14 protein-coding genes and 1 tRNA gene are annotated in these 14,514 nt (G+C 29.1%); 8 read left to right on the forward strand and 7 right to left on the reverse strand.

Features of this window, described 5'->3' with window-relative positions; genetic code table 11:
- Positions 1 to 58 precede the first annotated feature (58 nt).
- Positions 59 to 658: a DUF6705 family protein gene (locus EAG11_RS15810; RefSeq protein ID WP_129540001.1), complete on the forward strand. Its 600-nt coding sequence runs from the start codon at positions 59 to 61 to the stop codon at positions 656 to 658.
- A 172-nt stretch (positions 659 to 830) separates the two neighbouring features.
- Here the strand turns inward: EAG11_RS15810 and EAG11_RS15815 are convergent, their stop codons facing one another.
- Entirely contained in the window at positions 831 to 1,199 is a 369-nt protein-coding gene (locus EAG11_RS15815; protein WP_129540002.1) for a hypothetical protein, read from the reverse strand.
- Positions 1,200 to 1,274: 75 nt separating this feature from the next.
- On the reverse strand, positions 1,275 to 2,009 hold the full coding sequence (locus EAG11_RS15820) for a hypothetical protein (protein ID WP_129540003.1): 735 nt from the start codon (positions 2,007 to 2,009) through the stop codon (positions 1,275 to 1,277).
- A gap of 1,041 nt (positions 2,010 to 3,050) precedes the next feature.
- Between EAG11_RS15820 and EAG11_RS15825 the strand changes: the two genes are divergently transcribed.
- The 3 genes from EAG11_RS15825 to EAG11_RS15835 all read left to right on the forward strand — a co-directional run bounded on the left by EAG11_RS15825 (position 3,051) and on the right by EAG11_RS15835 (position 5,530).
- Complete coding sequence (locus EAG11_RS15825; RefSeq protein WP_129540004.1) at positions 3,051 to 4,346, forward strand: tyrosine-type recombinase/integrase; 1,296 nt, start codon at positions 3,051 to 3,053, stop codon at positions 4,344 to 4,346.
- A gap of 132 nt (positions 4,347 to 4,478) precedes the next feature.
- Positions 4,479 to 4,943, forward strand: coding sequence for a mobile mystery protein A (locus EAG11_RS15830; RefSeq protein WP_129540005.1), 465 nt, complete (start codon positions 4,479 to 4,481; stop codon positions 4,941 to 4,943).
- Complete coding sequence (locus EAG11_RS15835) at positions 4,934 to 5,530, forward strand: mobile mystery protein B (RefSeq protein WP_129540006.1); 597 nt, start codon at positions 4,934 to 4,936, stop codon at positions 5,528 to 5,530. Before EAG11_RS15830 ends, EAG11_RS15835 begins: the two co-directional genes overlap by 10 nt.
- Positions 5,531 to 5,828: 298 nt before the next feature.
- Here the strand turns inward: EAG11_RS15835 and EAG11_RS15840 are convergent, their stop codons facing one another.
- A complete protein-coding gene (locus EAG11_RS15840; protein ID WP_129540007.1) occupies positions 5,829 to 6,047 on the reverse strand; it encodes a helix-turn-helix domain-containing protein in 219 nt (72 codons plus the stop codon).
- A gap of 143 nt (positions 6,048 to 6,190) precedes the next feature.
- On the opposite strand from EAG11_RS15840, the gene EAG11_RS15845 reads away from it, so the two are divergent.
- The 3 genes from EAG11_RS15845 to EAG11_RS15855 are packed head-to-tail and all read left to right on the forward strand — an operon-like array spanning position 6,191 to position 7,697.
- On the forward strand, positions 6,191 to 6,589 hold the full coding sequence (locus EAG11_RS15845) for a hypothetical protein (RefSeq protein WP_129540008.1): 399 nt from the start codon (positions 6,191 to 6,193) through the stop codon (positions 6,587 to 6,589).
- Positions 6,590 to 6,606: 17 nt separating this feature from the next.
- Positions 6,607 to 7,152 (forward strand): J domain-containing protein, encoded by a 546-nt coding sequence (locus EAG11_RS15850; RefSeq protein WP_129540009.1) that lies wholly within the window; start codon positions 6,607 to 6,609, stop codon positions 7,150 to 7,152.
- 11 nt (positions 7,153 to 7,163) lie between these two features.
- Positions 7,164 to 7,697, forward strand: a complete 534-nt coding sequence (locus tag EAG11_RS15855) for a hypothetical protein (protein WP_129540010.1) — start codon at positions 7,164 to 7,166, stop codon at positions 7,695 to 7,697.
- Positions 7,698 to 7,824: 127 nt separating this feature from the next.
- Here the strand turns inward: EAG11_RS15855 and EAG11_RS15860 are convergent, their stop codons facing one another.
- The 4 genes from EAG11_RS15860 to EAG11_RS15875 all read right to left on the reverse strand — a co-directional run bounded on the left by EAG11_RS15860 (position 7,825) and on the right by EAG11_RS15875 (position 12,099).
- Positions 7,825 to 9,258: a hypothetical protein gene (locus tag EAG11_RS15860; RefSeq protein WP_129540011.1), complete on the reverse strand. Its 1,434-nt coding sequence runs from the start codon at positions 9,256 to 9,258 to the stop codon at positions 7,825 to 7,827.
- Between the two features lie 110 nt (positions 9,259 to 9,368).
- Complete coding sequence (locus EAG11_RS15865) at positions 9,369 to 9,659, reverse strand: AlpA family transcriptional regulator (protein WP_129540012.1); 291 nt, start codon at positions 9,657 to 9,659, stop codon at positions 9,369 to 9,371.
- Between the two features lie 85 nt (positions 9,660 to 9,744).
- Positions 9,745 to 11,523 (reverse strand): hypothetical protein, encoded by a 1,779-nt coding sequence (locus EAG11_RS15870; protein ID WP_129540013.1) that lies wholly within the window; start codon positions 11,521 to 11,523, stop codon positions 9,745 to 9,747.
- Between the two features lie 494 nt (positions 11,524 to 12,017).
- Positions 12,018 to 12,099: transfer RNA gene (locus tag EAG11_RS15875), tRNA-Leu, on the reverse strand.
- A 109-nt stretch (positions 12,100 to 12,208) separates the two neighbouring features.
- On the opposite strand from EAG11_RS15875, the gene EAG11_RS15880 reads away from it, so the two are divergent.
- The gene (locus tag EAG11_RS15880; RefSeq protein WP_129540014.1) at positions 12,209 to 13,600 is read left to right on the forward strand and encodes a dipeptidase; all 1,392 of its coding nucleotides are present in this window, start codon (positions 12,209 to 12,211) and stop codon (positions 13,598 to 13,600) included.
- The last annotated feature ends 914 nt before the right edge of the window (positions 13,601 to 14,514 follow it).

The raw sequence follows: 14,514 nt of genomic DNA on the forward strand, positions 1-14,514 counted from the left end.
TAAGGTTCTTCTTCTGAAGATGTTTCGTTAAGTTTAAAGAAAAACTAACAACAACACCATGTCCTTAACACTTAAAACAAATATGATGAAAAAGATAATTATTATAGGTATGCTGATTGTATGTACCTTATCTTGCAAAGCACAAGTACTACCTGTTGAAAACGTGGTGAACTATGTAAATTCAAAAAACGGCATCCCTAAAAATATTACTTCTATTAAAGATGTAAATCATCTTTTAGATAAATTTATAGGTACTTGGAAAGGAACGTACGAGGGTAAAAATTACGAATTTAGAGTATTGAAAATCACAACTAAACCTGGTCGAATTACAGAGGAAAAACTTGTAATGCGTTATCTTATAACAAATAGTAATGGGACTGTGATTGAGGATACAAGGGCACTACCTGATTCTAGTCCTTATGTAATAGAAGGCTACTATCTTGACACTACTACTTACACTTTAATTTATGGTGGAAAAATTGCAAATTGCGGGCAAGCAGGAACTATATTTATTGATTTCTTACAAGGTAGTAATAATACAAAAATGACTTTATTCTTGTCTCCTGAACCGATGATTATCTCGCAAACTGGTTGTCCTAACGGAAGAGCAAAGCAAATTATACCTACAGTAAATCAAATGACATTATTAAAACAATAAAAGAAATGTATCTTATAAATTAAGTGCAAACAATTATCAAGTTGTAGTCTTTGAGATATTTCCAGATAAAAATTCAAAAGAAAGTAGTCAATCAATAGATGGTGGCGATTTTAATGGATATATTACTTTATATTTTTTAAATTGGCTTTTTGAATAAATTTGATAGATATAGCTACCAGGATATAAAATAAGATTTTGATTTATAGCCATGCCTTTTGATAGATTCTCTAATTTCCACCTCAAAGCCTCTTACGCTAAGATAATTTGGGTAATCATAAACTTCTTCAATTGCATATACAATTCCTGAATGTGGATAAATTCTATTTATTTTTTTTTGGTCTTTTATAGTAGTATTTTCATCTACTTTATCGTCAACGAAATCAAAGCTAATTGAGTTTTCTCCATTTTTCGCTTTCTCTATAATAGCGTTGTTTAAGATTTCATAAGACTTTAGATATGGGAACTTTGTCTCTCCAAAAGGGATAGATTTTTTTGCCAGTCTTGTGATTTTTTGTATTTCTTTAACCGTAATATCAAGCATGTTTTCAAATTTGTATTTAAGTAATCAATACAGTCTCATTACTAAAGAACATTTGGTCAACTACATTTTTATATTTTAGAATTTATTTATATCCTTCGCATTATCTTTTTTTACGGAATTTGTTTTTTCAGGCATAATTAATTTACTTCTTATTTCAATATAGATTGTGTAATTATTACTTTTAAGTGAAGATTGAAAAACAGCTGTTCTGTTTTTGTGTTCAATAAAATATCCAATTTGAATTTCTTTATATCTTAAATTCCATGTGCAAGCTACAAATTCATATGGTAGACCTATTATCTTTTTGTCATATTTATAACTTGCTCTAGTGTCAAAGAAAGATTCGCCTTTTCCCATTTCTTCAGGATGTTGTATGTGGAAAGTTCTATTTATATTTACTGGATTTCCATATTTCTTAGATATTATCGTTCTCAAATCATTCAGTTCTCTCTTGACTTTTTCTTGTGTTGTAATTTCATATTTACTCACAAGCATAAAGTAACACAAGCCTTTAACGGGCAAACTTTGATAAGTTTTTATTGTGTAATCTAAATCGTTTATTGAATATTCTTCATTTGATTTTATTTCATCATGTGTTCCGAAATAAAGATTATCAAAAGCATGCATTTTGATACTGTCTATTACTTTTTCATTTTTCGATTTAGTTTTTTTTGATTTTTTTACATTGTCATCGGTTGTTCTTTTCGGCAAATTACTTGGCTCATTTTTACAACTAACTAAAGTTAACCCAACTATGGTAATAAATGTTAAAATTTTAAAATAATCATTATTTTTTTTCTTGAGGAACATTAGTATTAGAGTTTTTTATGGTTTGATATCAAATTCAAATTATTTGCCATTTAGGCTTCTTATTTTGTAAGGTTGATAGGAGTTTTTCGGTTTATTAAAAATTTGAATAGCTGAAGCTTAATCCGATAGCGGAAATTCTTTCCGTGCCCACTATAATAAGACACAATACAAATGTTATCTATAAAACAACCCGATAGACGAATATGATCGGTCTTTTTTATTATTCTTTTTTTAAGTTGCTCTTATTTTTGAAAAAGATTTAATCAAAGACTTCCGATAACACGGAAATTCTTTCTGTGCCCGCTACAACAAATATACGAGCAATCTGAATAGTGTTGTATAATTAATCAATACTATATGATTTAAAGAAAACATATTCTCCTTTGTCATTTTTTTTATAAACACAATACTTTGAAGTTTTTGCTATTTTCGAAATAGAATCTCCTACCTTAATATCAATATCATCCACCACACTTACACTAATCTCCAAATCATTGGGCAAATAATATTCTACAACTTTTTTTGAGGATCACTAGAACCTATGATCTTAGAATTAATTTCATTGATGCAAAAATTATCTCTCTTTCTTTTACCAATTAAATAAAAAACCGAATAAAAAACAATAACTAATACTATCGGATAGAGCCTCCATATTTCTTTTAATTTCATAATATTAATATTTAGATTCATAAAACCTCTCGATTTCTCTTTCACTGGATGACAAAATCGTCTAGGAAGTCATCCAATTCAAAAACAAAACATCTCAAAACCAACAATTCACTAGCGTAAAGACATAAAAAAAACCCTAATTATTTAAAAATAATTAGGGTTAGTAGTAAGTAGTGCGGATAATAGAAGTCACACCCTATATTTCATCACATTAATTCAAGATTAAAACAAACGTATAAATACAATAAAATCAGGAGTTAATAGCATTATTAATTTAAATGAATTTATTTAAATTAGCATTCATTAATTAAATTCAGGGTAGTTATTAGGGGAATTAAACATTATTCCTATCTTTGATTAAAAAGATATATTATGGCAACTGGTAAATTTAGATTGAAGACCAATAATGATTGGAACACTATATTTTTTAGATTTAAACAAGGAAATAAATTTGATATTGAAACCTCAATTGGCATTCAAGTGCCTAAAGGAAGATGGAGTGATGTAAAACAAGAAATTCTATCCACAAAGGAAATAAACTACAAAACCATCAATGTTAAACTAAAAGAATTTGAAGCGTACATCAGAAAGGAATACGAGAATACTAAAATAATAAATGAATCAACTATTATAAATAGTAAGTGGTTAAAGGAAAAAATAGACACATTTTTTAATCGCGAAACTGAAAATAAAACAGCTAATGAAAAGCTTTTTTTTTCAAATTTCATAGGTTCATTTATTGAAGAAGCTAAAACTAAAAGAACTAAAAGAGGTACTCCTGTAAAACCAAGAACAATTCAGTATTACAATACCACTTTAAACAAAATAACTACTTTTGAATCTTTTGCAGGGTATAGACTTAAACTTACAGATATTGACTTAAACTTTCATGAAAAGTTCATAGATTACCTTGAAAAAGAAGAGTTCTTAATAAATAATACCATTGGAGGTTTTATTGATACAATAAAGTTGTTTTGTGGGAATGCCGACAAAAAGGAACTAAATGTTTGCAAAGATTATAAATTGACCGAATTCTACTCTCCTTCAAATAAAACTAAAGATATTTATTTAAAAGACTCTGAAATAGACTTAATTTACAATACAAAATTCGAACAGGATTATCTTGACAATACTAAAGACTGGTTTATCATTGGAGTAAGAACAGGTTTTAGAATCTCTGATTTTTTAAAGTTAGAAAAAGAAAATCTAGATAATGGATTTATTTATAAAAACACCCATAAAACTGAATTCCCTGTTATAATTCCTATCCATGAACAGGTTCAAGAAATTTTAGACAAGAGAAATGGGGAGTTTCCGAGAAAAATAAGCGATCAAAAATTTAATGAATACATAAAGAAAGTATCAGAGATTGCAGGATTAACAGAGTTAACAGAAGGTGCAAAAAAGGTAACATTTGAAGTTATTAAAGATGGTAAAAAGAAAAACATAAGCAGAAAAAAATTCGGAAAATACCCAAAACACGAACTTGTTACCTCACATGCCTGTAGAAGGTCGTTTGCAACCAATTTATATGGAAAAATAGACACTCTTACTATTATGAAGATAACTGGACATAAGAGTGAGAAAATTTTCTTAGACTACATTAAAATCACACCTAAAGAATATGCTGAAAAACTGAAAGCTTTTTGGAAAAATAACAGCTTATAAACTGATATTTTAATTTAAAATTAAGTCTACAAGCTGATAAAAAATAAATTTTATCAATCTATAAACTGATAAATATTTTGTTTTTTTAAACTTATAGACTTAAATTTGTATGTTAATTTTAAGTTTTAACTTATGAAAGATAAAAAAAGGGTATTACTAATAGAGCAATTAGATACAAAACTGTCTTGTTTTATGGCAGTTGATGAAGTCGCCTTGCCTTCTACTGGGTGGATAAAATCCATTAGAACAGTTTTAAAAATGTCGCTTCGTCAACTAGGGAATAGAATGAACATTAGCCCACAAAGTGTTGGAGATATGGAAAAAAGAGAGGCAAATGGTACTATTACATTAAATACACTAAGAGAATTAGCCATTGGTTTAGATATGAAGCTGGTTTATGGTTTTATACCAAATAAAGGTTCAATTGATGAAATGATTGAAGAACGAGCTTTAGAAATTGCAAAAGAAATTGTAGGACGCACACACGTAACAATGACTTTAGAAAACCAACAAAATTCAACTGATAGAATCGAAAAGGCAATTGCACAAAAAACAGAAGAAATAAAACAAGAAATGCCTAAATATTTATGGGATTGAAAATAGAGTATATTAATGGTCAAACCCCTTTGAGTGAAGAAGAATTAGAAGGATTAAAAATTCCTTCTATTTCAACTCGAGGCGAATTAGATGAATTTGAGCAACTCAATATAGAAAAGGCAATTGAATGGACAATGCGTTTAAAAATTAAACCTGAACAATTATTTTCAGAAAAATTTATAACTGATTTGCATAAAAAAATGTACAGTGATGTTTGGAAATGGGCAGGAAATTTCAGAAGATCTGAAAAAAATATAGGAATCAAGAGTTACAAAATAGGCACAGAATTAAAACAATTACTAGACGATGTTTTGTACTGGTTTCAAAATGACACATATTCTAAAGAAGAAATTGCCATTAGATTCAAACATAGATTAGTAAGTATTCATTGTTTTCCTAACGGAAACGGAAGGCACTCTAGGCTAATGGCTGATTTGATTTTAGATAAATTGTTCAATGAAAATTATTTTACTTGGGGCAAAAGTAATCTAGTTAAGGCAAATGAAATAAGAGAGAAGTATATAAAATCGCTAAGAGAAGCTGATAATCAAAATTATGAGCCATTAATTCTATTTGCAAAATCATAAAGTATCCAAACTTTTTTTAATAAGGCAGACGAATAAAACTTTACAAAACAACTGGAACGTATAATTTATGATTTTCAGAAAATTATATGTGCACTAAACGCTTTTGGAAAAATAACAACATTTAAAACCAAACCAACATCCACATCATAAAACCACTAAATTCAAACAATTGCATTTAATAAGTTTATGTAAATTGAATTTGAAAACACATCACTATTATTATATATACCACAATCAACAAATACTGTTTTTAGTATGGTAAACAGTAAATTAGCCAACAATAAAAAAGCCATTTAACTTAAAAATTAAAAAACTCTTTTGGTTCGATTTCTAATGCGTTGGCTATTTTAATAAGTGTTTTAAGCGTTACTGAAACTTCAGCTCTTTCAATTCTTCCAATAGAGGTCTTAGGCATATTACATAAATCAGCGAGATTTTGTTGGGATACCTTTTTACGTTCTCTTAAGTGTCGGATATGAATCCCTACTCTTATTGTATATTCTTCCTCTGAAATCATATTTCAAAGGTCAAAACAAATATTTTTTAATTAGGTCACATTTAAGCGACCATTTTATTATATTTGAAAAAAAATAACAAAATACGGAAACCCGTGAAACAATGTAAATTATACTTATTATTATTGTAATTAAATTCTAAAATATGAAAAAATTAATCTTTACTTTTACAATTCTACTCTTTATTTCTTGCTCATCTTCTGATTCTGAGGACAATTCATCTAAATCAGACTTTAATCCCCCTTCATGGATTCAAGGAACTTGGAAACAACAAACCGACCTCTCTACTGGTGTTGGATTTAAATTTAGCAGTAATGATTTTTGCTCTACAATTTCATCTACGCAACAGTGTCAAAAGGGATTAGTTGATTTAGCTAGAAGTGGCGGTATTATTGTTAAAGTTACCGAAACTATTTCGGATAAATATTATAGCGTAGAAATCAGCTACTCAGTAGGACAAACTATTACTTATTCATTCAAAAAAAATTCTGCAACTAAAATACAATGGACAGAAGTTCCAGACGCAATATTTTTAAAACAGTAACCCAAACCAACTAAATAATGGAAAATTATTACAAAATACTAGACATAAATCCTTTAGCTAGCTTTACTGATATAAAAAAAGCTTACCGAACCTTAGCAGTAAAATATCATCCCGATAAATCCAAAAATGAAGAAACAACAAAATTATTCATTACAATCACAGAGGCTTATGAAGTTTTAAAGGATTCAGACAAAAGAAAAGAATACGATATACTTTATAGAAATATATTTGAGAAAAAATCAACCACAACAGAACAATACAAAGCTACTGAGGAGACATGGAAAGCCCACGGAGAGTTTAAAGCTAAACAATATGCCTCTATGGGATATGAAGAATTCGCTAAAAGGGCTTTTGACGAAATATTAATAGCCAAAAAATACACTTTAAATTTTGCAGGTATAGCCTTTTGTATCTTTGCTGTTTTTACAACCCCTACAGCTTTTTCAATAGACCCTATGCTAGGAATCTGGTGTTTAATTTTGTATTCCGTTTTAGGAACAATACTATACAAAAGAACAGCCAAAGATTACAAAGATGATAGAGCTAAAAAATTTAACTCATAAATTTCATGATAATGAAAGCTAAATTCAATAGCACAAACGTAAATTTCCCTATATTCGACTATCTAACACACTCATATAAAAAAAATCACTTAACAATATTATTTTTATGTTTTACAGCCTATGCAACTGCACAAAATTATATGTCAACCCCTTACAGAATTCAAGAACCAAGCTCTTCCATTAATATACCATTAATTAAAAAAGCATTAGAGAAGCGACAAAGAGATTATGATAATTCTCGAAAAATTAGTTGCTATGATTGGATGCTATTTTTAATGAATAATGCAGATTCAAGTGATTACATTTCAATTAAATCATCGACTATGCTATCAGGAGTTAGATACTACTTTTACAAGAATACTGGATACGTTATAGTATATGTAAAAGATAACAGCTACGACTTTAATGATTCAGATGATAATGCTTACGTTTATTGCAATATTAATGAATTAAGATGGCAAACTTTTGTACAATTTGGAACGACTAATTCATGGGGCGAGTCATTCCATTCTTACATAGAAAATTTTAAATGTGATTGCAAATAACATTTAAAGGCTCCTAAAATTAAATTTTTTTTAATATCAACGCGTTAAAAAAGAAGGCTAAAAAAACTACCCCCTATCTTTTCTTCCTTTTTTATAAAAAGAAGCTTAGAACACTTAAAAACACGTCTTAAACCCAGTCCTTACTCTTTATAACAGGCACAAATCCCAACTCGGCTGTTAAAGTAGTTTTTACAAACTCATCTACAAGGTTTAAATTTGACTCAGTTGTACAAATACAATCGTGCAAAGTAAAAAACGGCACTTTTTTAAACTTGTTTTTCAATCTTCGTGCAACAATTTTTAGCATAAAATATGATTCAGTTTGCAACATCAAATGTGAAAAATCTTCATGATGTCTTTCCTTAATCTTACTTACGAATTCAAAAATAGTTGGATACAAACTTTTAAAAGCCATTTCTTCATATAAAAACATTTTGTTTTTAGCATTTAGCATTTTTAATATCACATCTTTGGCATAGTCTTTTGTCACTTTTTCAGGATATGATTTTCGACCATAGTTCTTGTAACTATCTTGTGGGAAGTAATATTCTTCATATTGCCATTGATGATAAGTACTTATATAAGTTGAATTATCAAAAGTATGTTCTACTTTATAAAACTCCTCTAATTTGGAAATAAAACTACTGTAAAAACCTCCCGATAAAATCTTACTTCCAAAATCTTGAATCTCTTTATTATCAATACTTACAGCTTCTTTTGAGAATATATAATGATAATAGAAAGATTTAGTATTATTAATTACTTTATCTAATAGAGAATTAGAATTCCTATAATTGCTAATAAGATAAAACAGAAAAGTAGGAACTGATGCTGAAATATCAATCTCTGAAATTATCTCCCCGTCGTATCTCAAAAACGGTCTGAATTCTTTTGAAAATCCTGTAATGTTAGAATGAAATCGTCCGTCTGTTTTGGAGTTGTGACTCATATAATAAGTTCCGTTTTGTATTCTTAGAATCTTAAAAGCATCTACAAGATAATTTTTCATATTTCCTTTTTCCTCAAGTAAATCGGAATTATGATTTAACGCATCTTGAAACTGAATTGTTAATCTTTTGGAGTCAAAATATTCGGTTAAAAAATTAAAATTTTTCTCAACTTCAGGTTTTAGTATTAACTTATTTTTGTTGTTTAATTTCTTAACCAATAACCTATCTGTTACCACATACGGCTCTAATTGCTCCCAATAGTAAAACGGTCTGAATCGATAACCATAACATTTCCCTTCTGAATAATCATCTCTTTCCAAAACATTACCAATGCAAGGAAAGTTTTCACATAAATAACGAATATGAAAACGGTAACTTTTATTATAACTTTCTAGTATTTTTGAAGATAATCGATTGTAACTATTGTACAAGTTAGTGTCGCCATATTTTTCAATTCTACTTGCCATTTGTTCTAATACAAAATGAATTAATAAATAAGCAAAATCAATATTAAAATCTTTAATTGTACGGCTTTCATATTCTGGCGGGAACTGCTTCACTCGTTCTTCAATATTTATGTTTTTTAGTTTTAATATGATGTATTCTGTCATTGTCTGTAGTTGAAAAAAGACATAGCGAAGCCCTGATGTGTAAGAACATCGCTAATGTCATTGTGATTAAATGGATTTATTTAGGCAGATTTGCCAATGGAGTTTAACCTCTATGCGACGGATTTCAATTTATCCATCACATCGTTTTTTAGATAATAGACTTTTGAGCCTATTTTTTTTGCTACAAGGATATTTTGTTTATTCCAATGAAATAAAGTCGTTAAACTTACCCCTAAAAGCTTTGAAGTTTCACTCCTTGAAATAATTCTATTTTCTTCTTTTTCAGGCTGTAAATTCATCAAACTGATAACTTTTTTTAGCTCTAATGAAACTGCTTCTGAAATAAGGTTTGCTAAATCTGTTTTGGTCAGATCAATTAATCGAATGTTGTTTTCTGTCATTTGTATTTATTGTTAAATATTATTCTACAAATGTCATAATAAAGAGTAAGGTGTAAAACGGTGGAGTTTGTGGAGTATAGGATTTCTAATTAATGAGGTTTAATTTCATTAAAATAGTATTTACATTTTTATTAGTGCGTTCTTTAAATGGATAATAACTCGACTGTACATTATTCCGATTTGTATGATTATTTTCAAAGGTTTTAATTTTCATTTCAGTTACATCTTCACAATTACTTTTAGAAAAACAATTTAATAATTTTGCAATTTCCGAACCTGTTTTAAATTCCGTTTCTGCGAGGTGGCTAATTAAGCCTATTTTAAAACAAAAATTGTAATATTGAGTAGCAACTGTAATAATATCGTATTTAATATCTGTTGACTTTAAGTGAATTCGAAAAATGGTTGCTACAATAGACTGCTGCTTTTCTACCTCAGGATATTTTTCTTGTAAAACTTTATAAAAACCGCATTCAGTCAATTTTTCTATTGCTTCAGATAAAAATTCAGCTTTTGAGGTTGCTTCAGTTTTAAATTTTAAAATTAAATCTGTTTTCAAATTAATATCCAATTTTTTCAAATTCCTTGAAAATTCAGTCTCATGATATTCCTCAACATAATAAAAAGAGAATTCTTTTTTTATTTTTTCAATAAAACTCTCTTTTCTTTCATAAACGACATCCATTACTTCTGTAATCAATGTATTATGCTTTATGCTCTTATAAGATACAATGACAAAATCATTTTCATCGAAACGATTTAACAAATCTAAATTACTCTTCTCCCATTTTTTAATTAACGTAAAATTTATAAGGTGTTTTATATTTTCAATTTTATCAATGTTTGTAGATATAAATTCAGGTATAAGTTTTAAAATTTCATTCTCAATATCTATTAACTTGTGCTTGGCGACATCCTTAAAATCATTTTTATAGGTTATAAAATCTTCATAATTTAATTTTTGAAATTTCCAGGTTTTCATATCATCAGATAATTCACAGGCATAATGATAAAAGTCATTTTCATCGTAGTTGTTGTTTATTCTGTCTTGGAAATTAAATTGGGACAAAGACAACCTAATTTCATCAATTGCATATGTACAATCAAGTTCTTTATCGTAAATTGGATTCTCAAAAGTTATTGTAACAATCTGACCTTCTAGTATTGGTTCTAAACTATAAAGACTGAATATATCATAGTCATTAATATATTCCAGAAGCAAATCATTATTATTTATATTTGAATACTTATTTCTAATACTATTATCAAGCGTTACCATCTTTTGTAACTCAAAACATTGAGGGAGTAAATCAAAATATTCGCTTTTAAGCTGATTGTATGTTTTAGAATATGATTCTAAATAGCTACTGCTAACCAATTTTATAAAATCATTTGAATTTGGAATCAAAGACTTTAGATAATCCTCTGATTTAATTAAGTTTTCAATTTTATTTTTGAAATATTTATTAAATTTTAAATCAGAATTTGAATTTTCTAATGTATTCTCAATTTCTTTTACAAAACTCTTTTCTTGATTTAATAGCAATTTGCCTAATTCACTCTTAAAAACATCTAAATCAATATTGCTTAGTAAATAAGCATAATCAATATTGTGAATTAAATTAGTTTTAGATATGATATTACACTTTATTCCTGTTAATAATTCCTCTGTTGATAATTCCAAAAAAAAACTTTCTTCTCCTTCATTATCAGAAAATTTATTTCTAAATCTCATTGATTCAAGAATAACTTTTTTACTCAATTTAAATTCATATAAATGTTCCATAAAATCATCATCTAAAAATTCAATATCTGGCGTATAAATTTTTTGAATGTCTTCAATTGAATTTAAAATGTAATTCATAATTAGGGATGTAATAAAATAAATATTAATTGTTCTGTTCTTCTAACACAAAGTTATTATATAGTAGTTATTTCAAAAATACAACTTTTTGGAAAAAAAATTAAATTTATACCCCTCTCTTATTAGTCTTGTCTCTTAGACTTAGGGTTAAAAATTGTTTTTTTACGGGCACCCCCCTTTTTTTATAGGGAAACATAAACCATCACAATAAAATGATTTACGCAGAGATTCAAACAAACACATTTACCTAAATACGGAAAAACTAAATTCCAAAACATCTTTATTGTTCTAAGTCAAAATGTACAGAAGTAGATTAAAATGATTACAAAAGAGGCTATTTAACTACTTTTAACATATTACATAAATCTAATTCAATTACATAAAAATAGATTCACTTTAGTTACCCAAGGTAAAACGGGGTTGTTTTTAGGGGAATAAAAAGAAACAAAAAACCCTATTTACTTGAATTTCAAATAAATAGGGATAGTAAGTAGTGCGGATAATAGGACTCGAACCTACACGCCTTGCGGCACCAGATCCTAAGTCTGGCATGTCTACCAATTTCACCATATCCGCTCAATTGTGGGTGCAAAGATAGTCATAACTTTGACATTACAAAGCATTTTTGAAAAAAAATATTAATTCTATTTTTCGTATTTTTGAAATTCTATAAAAATCAATTTAAATGGACACTATAAAAGCATACGTTCAAGAACACAAAGAACGCTTTATCAATGAGTTAATAGAATTATTAAAAATTCCTTCAGTAAGTGCAGATACAGCATACTCACAAGACGTAATTGACACATCCGAGGCAGTAAAGGCAAGTTTAGAGAAAGCGGGATGCGATTTTGTCGAAATTTGCGACACTCCGGGTTACCCAATTGTATATGGAGAGAAAATAATCGACCCAAATTTACCTACCGTATTAGTTTACGGACATTATGATGTTCAGCCACCAGATCCGATCGAGCTATGGACATCTCCACCATTTGAACCAGTTATTAAAAAAACAGAAATTCACCCAGAAGGAGCCATTTTTGCTCGTGGTGCTTGCGATGACAAAGGACAAATGTACATGCACGTAAAAGCATTAGAATATATGGTACAAAGCAACACTTTGCCTTGTAACGTAAAATTCATGATAGAAGGTGAAGAAGAAGTAGGATCTAAAAGTTTAGGATGGTTTGTAGAGCGCAATCAAGAAAAACTAAAAAATGATGTGATCTTAATTTCTGACACAGGAATGATTTCAAATCAGCAACCATCAATAACAACAGGATTACGTGGCTTAAGCTATGTAGAAGTTGAAGTTACTGGACCAAACCGCGATTTGCACTCTGGTTTATACGGAGGAGCAGTTGCAAACCCAATTAATATACTTGCTAAAATGATTGCTTCACTTCATGATGAAGACAACCATATTACCATTCCAGGATTCTATGATAACGTACAAGAATTATCACTAGAAGAAAGAGCCGAAATGGCAAAAGCACCATTTAGCTTAGAGAAATACAAAAAAGCATTAGACTTAAATGATGTTTACGGCGAAAAAGGATACGTAACAAACGAACGCAACTCTATTAGACCAACACTTGATGTAAACGGAATTTGGGGCGGATACACAGGCGAAGGAGCAAAAACTGTTATTGCTAGTAAAGCTTTCGCAAAAATATCTATGCGTTTGGTTCCAAATCAAGATTGGGAGCACATTACAGAGTTATTCACAAAACACTTTACAAGCATTGCCCCTGCTGGCGTAACTGTAAAAGTAACTCCTCATCATGGTGGTCAAGGATACGTAACACCTATTGACAGCATTGGTTACAAAGCAGCAAATATGGCGTATACCGAAACTTTTGGAGTTCCTGCAATTCCAGTTCGTTCAGGAGGGAGTATTCCGATTGTGGCTTTATTCGAAAAAGAATTAAAAAGCAAAACAATCCTAATGGGATTCGGACTAGACAGCGATGCAATTCACTCACCAAACGAACATTTTGGAATCTTCAATTACCTAAAAGGAATCGAAACTATTCCGTTATTCTATAAATATTTTGTAGAATTATCTAAAAAATAAGCTAATGACAAAGTGAAAATTTACCGCAAAGAACGCTCCGTTTTTTCGCTAAGTTCACAAAGCTTTCCTAAATATTTTTAAAACCTGTTAGGTATAAAAATCCAAAATCCGTTCAGTAATGAGCGGATTTTTTTATGGCATCCATACTAACGTGAGCGCAATATTATTAAGTTAAGCTTTTTGGACTAAATTTTTTCTCGCCAAGTCGCCAAGTTTAAATATGATTTCTTTGCGATTTTGCGCCTTTGTGAGAGATTTATTCTGCAAAACATTGCAACTGTTTCCTTAATTTAATGCATTGAACGTGAACACGGGGATTAGCGTCAGCAAAAAAAATACTCGTCACCATTAAAACGCACTGCGGTGCGCCTCTACAGAAAACCTTTGTCCCTTTGACTCTAAAACCTTTTAACTCCTAAAAATCAAAATATTAAAAAATAATTTGCATATTAAAATTTTAACTCTACATTTGTAGAACATAATCTATAAACGTAGAACGATATGAATCGCAAGATAATTCTCTTAATACTACTTTTATCCTGTTTAGGCTGTAAGCCAGAACAGATCAATCAAAAAATCGACAAGAAAAAGAAGGCAAATGGATTGATACGTATACACAAGACAAAACTCAGTACAAATCAATTGAATATTACAAAAACAACGAGCCCACTAAGAAATGGAAATCATACATAAATGGTAAATTACATAAAACAGAGAAATATAAAAACGGAATCTGTTATACGAAGAACTATTATGAAAACGGAAAAATCGAATCAAAAGGAAAAACAAAAATAGATTACGATTCAAAATTAGCACATTGGTATTATTTCGGAGATTGGAAGTATTATTCAAACAAAGGAAAATATGTAGCTACAAAAGAATACTTTGAAGGAAAATTGATGTCAGAACGATTC

The sequence above is a fragment of the Flavobacterium sp. 140616W15 genome (assembly GCF_003668995.1).
Taxonomy (GTDB): Bacteria; Bacteroidota; Bacteroidia; order Flavobacteriales; family Flavobacteriaceae; genus Flavobacterium.

Excerpts from the sequence above, each read along its gene's own strand:
- EAG11_RS15810 (WP_129540001.1), top strand. The coding sequence starts at position 59 with ATGTCCTTAACACTTAAAACAAATATGATGAAAAAGATAATTATTATA.
- EAG11_RS15815 (WP_129540002.1), bottom strand. The coding sequence starts at position 1,199 with ATGCTTGATATTACGGTTAAAGAAATACAAAAAATCACAAGACTGGCA.
- EAG11_RS15820 (WP_129540003.1), bottom strand. The coding sequence starts at position 2,009 with ATGTTCCTCAAGAAAAAAAATAATGATTATTTTAAAATTTTAACATTT.
- EAG11_RS15825 (WP_129540004.1), top strand. The coding sequence starts at position 3,051 with ATGGCAACTGGTAAATTTAGATTGAAGACCAATAATGATTGGAACACT.
- EAG11_RS15830 (WP_129540005.1), top strand. The coding sequence starts at position 4,479 with ATGAAAGATAAAAAAAGGGTATTACTAATAGAGCAATTAGATACAAAA.
- EAG11_RS15835 (WP_129540006.1), top strand. The coding sequence starts at position 4,934 with ATGGGATTGAAAATAGAGTATATTAATGGTCAAACCCCTTTGAGTGAA.
- EAG11_RS15840 (WP_129540007.1), bottom strand. The coding sequence starts at position 6,047 with ATGATTTCAGAGGAAGAATATACAATAAGAGTAGGGATTCATATCCGA.
- EAG11_RS15845 (WP_129540008.1), top strand. The coding sequence starts at position 6,191 with ATGAAAAAATTAATCTTTACTTTTACAATTCTACTCTTTATTTCTTGC.
- EAG11_RS15850 (WP_129540009.1), top strand. The coding sequence starts at position 6,607 with ATGGAAAATTATTACAAAATACTAGACATAAATCCTTTAGCTAGCTTT.
- EAG11_RS15855 (WP_129540010.1), top strand. The coding sequence starts at position 7,164 with ATGAAAGCTAAATTCAATAGCACAAACGTAAATTTCCCTATATTCGAC.
- EAG11_RS15860 (WP_129540011.1), bottom strand. The coding sequence starts at position 9,258 with ATGACAGAATACATCATATTAAAACTAAAAAACATAAATATTGAAGAA.
- EAG11_RS15865 (WP_129540012.1), bottom strand. The coding sequence starts at position 9,659 with ATGACAGAAAACAACATTCGATTAATTGATCTGACCAAAACAGATTTA.
- EAG11_RS15870 (WP_129540013.1), bottom strand. The coding sequence starts at position 11,523 with ATGAATTACATTTTAAATTCAATTGAAGACATTCAAAAAATTTATACG.
- EAG11_RS15880 (WP_129540014.1), top strand. The coding sequence starts at position 12,209 with ATGGACACTATAAAAGCATACGTTCAAGAACACAAAGAACGCTTTATC.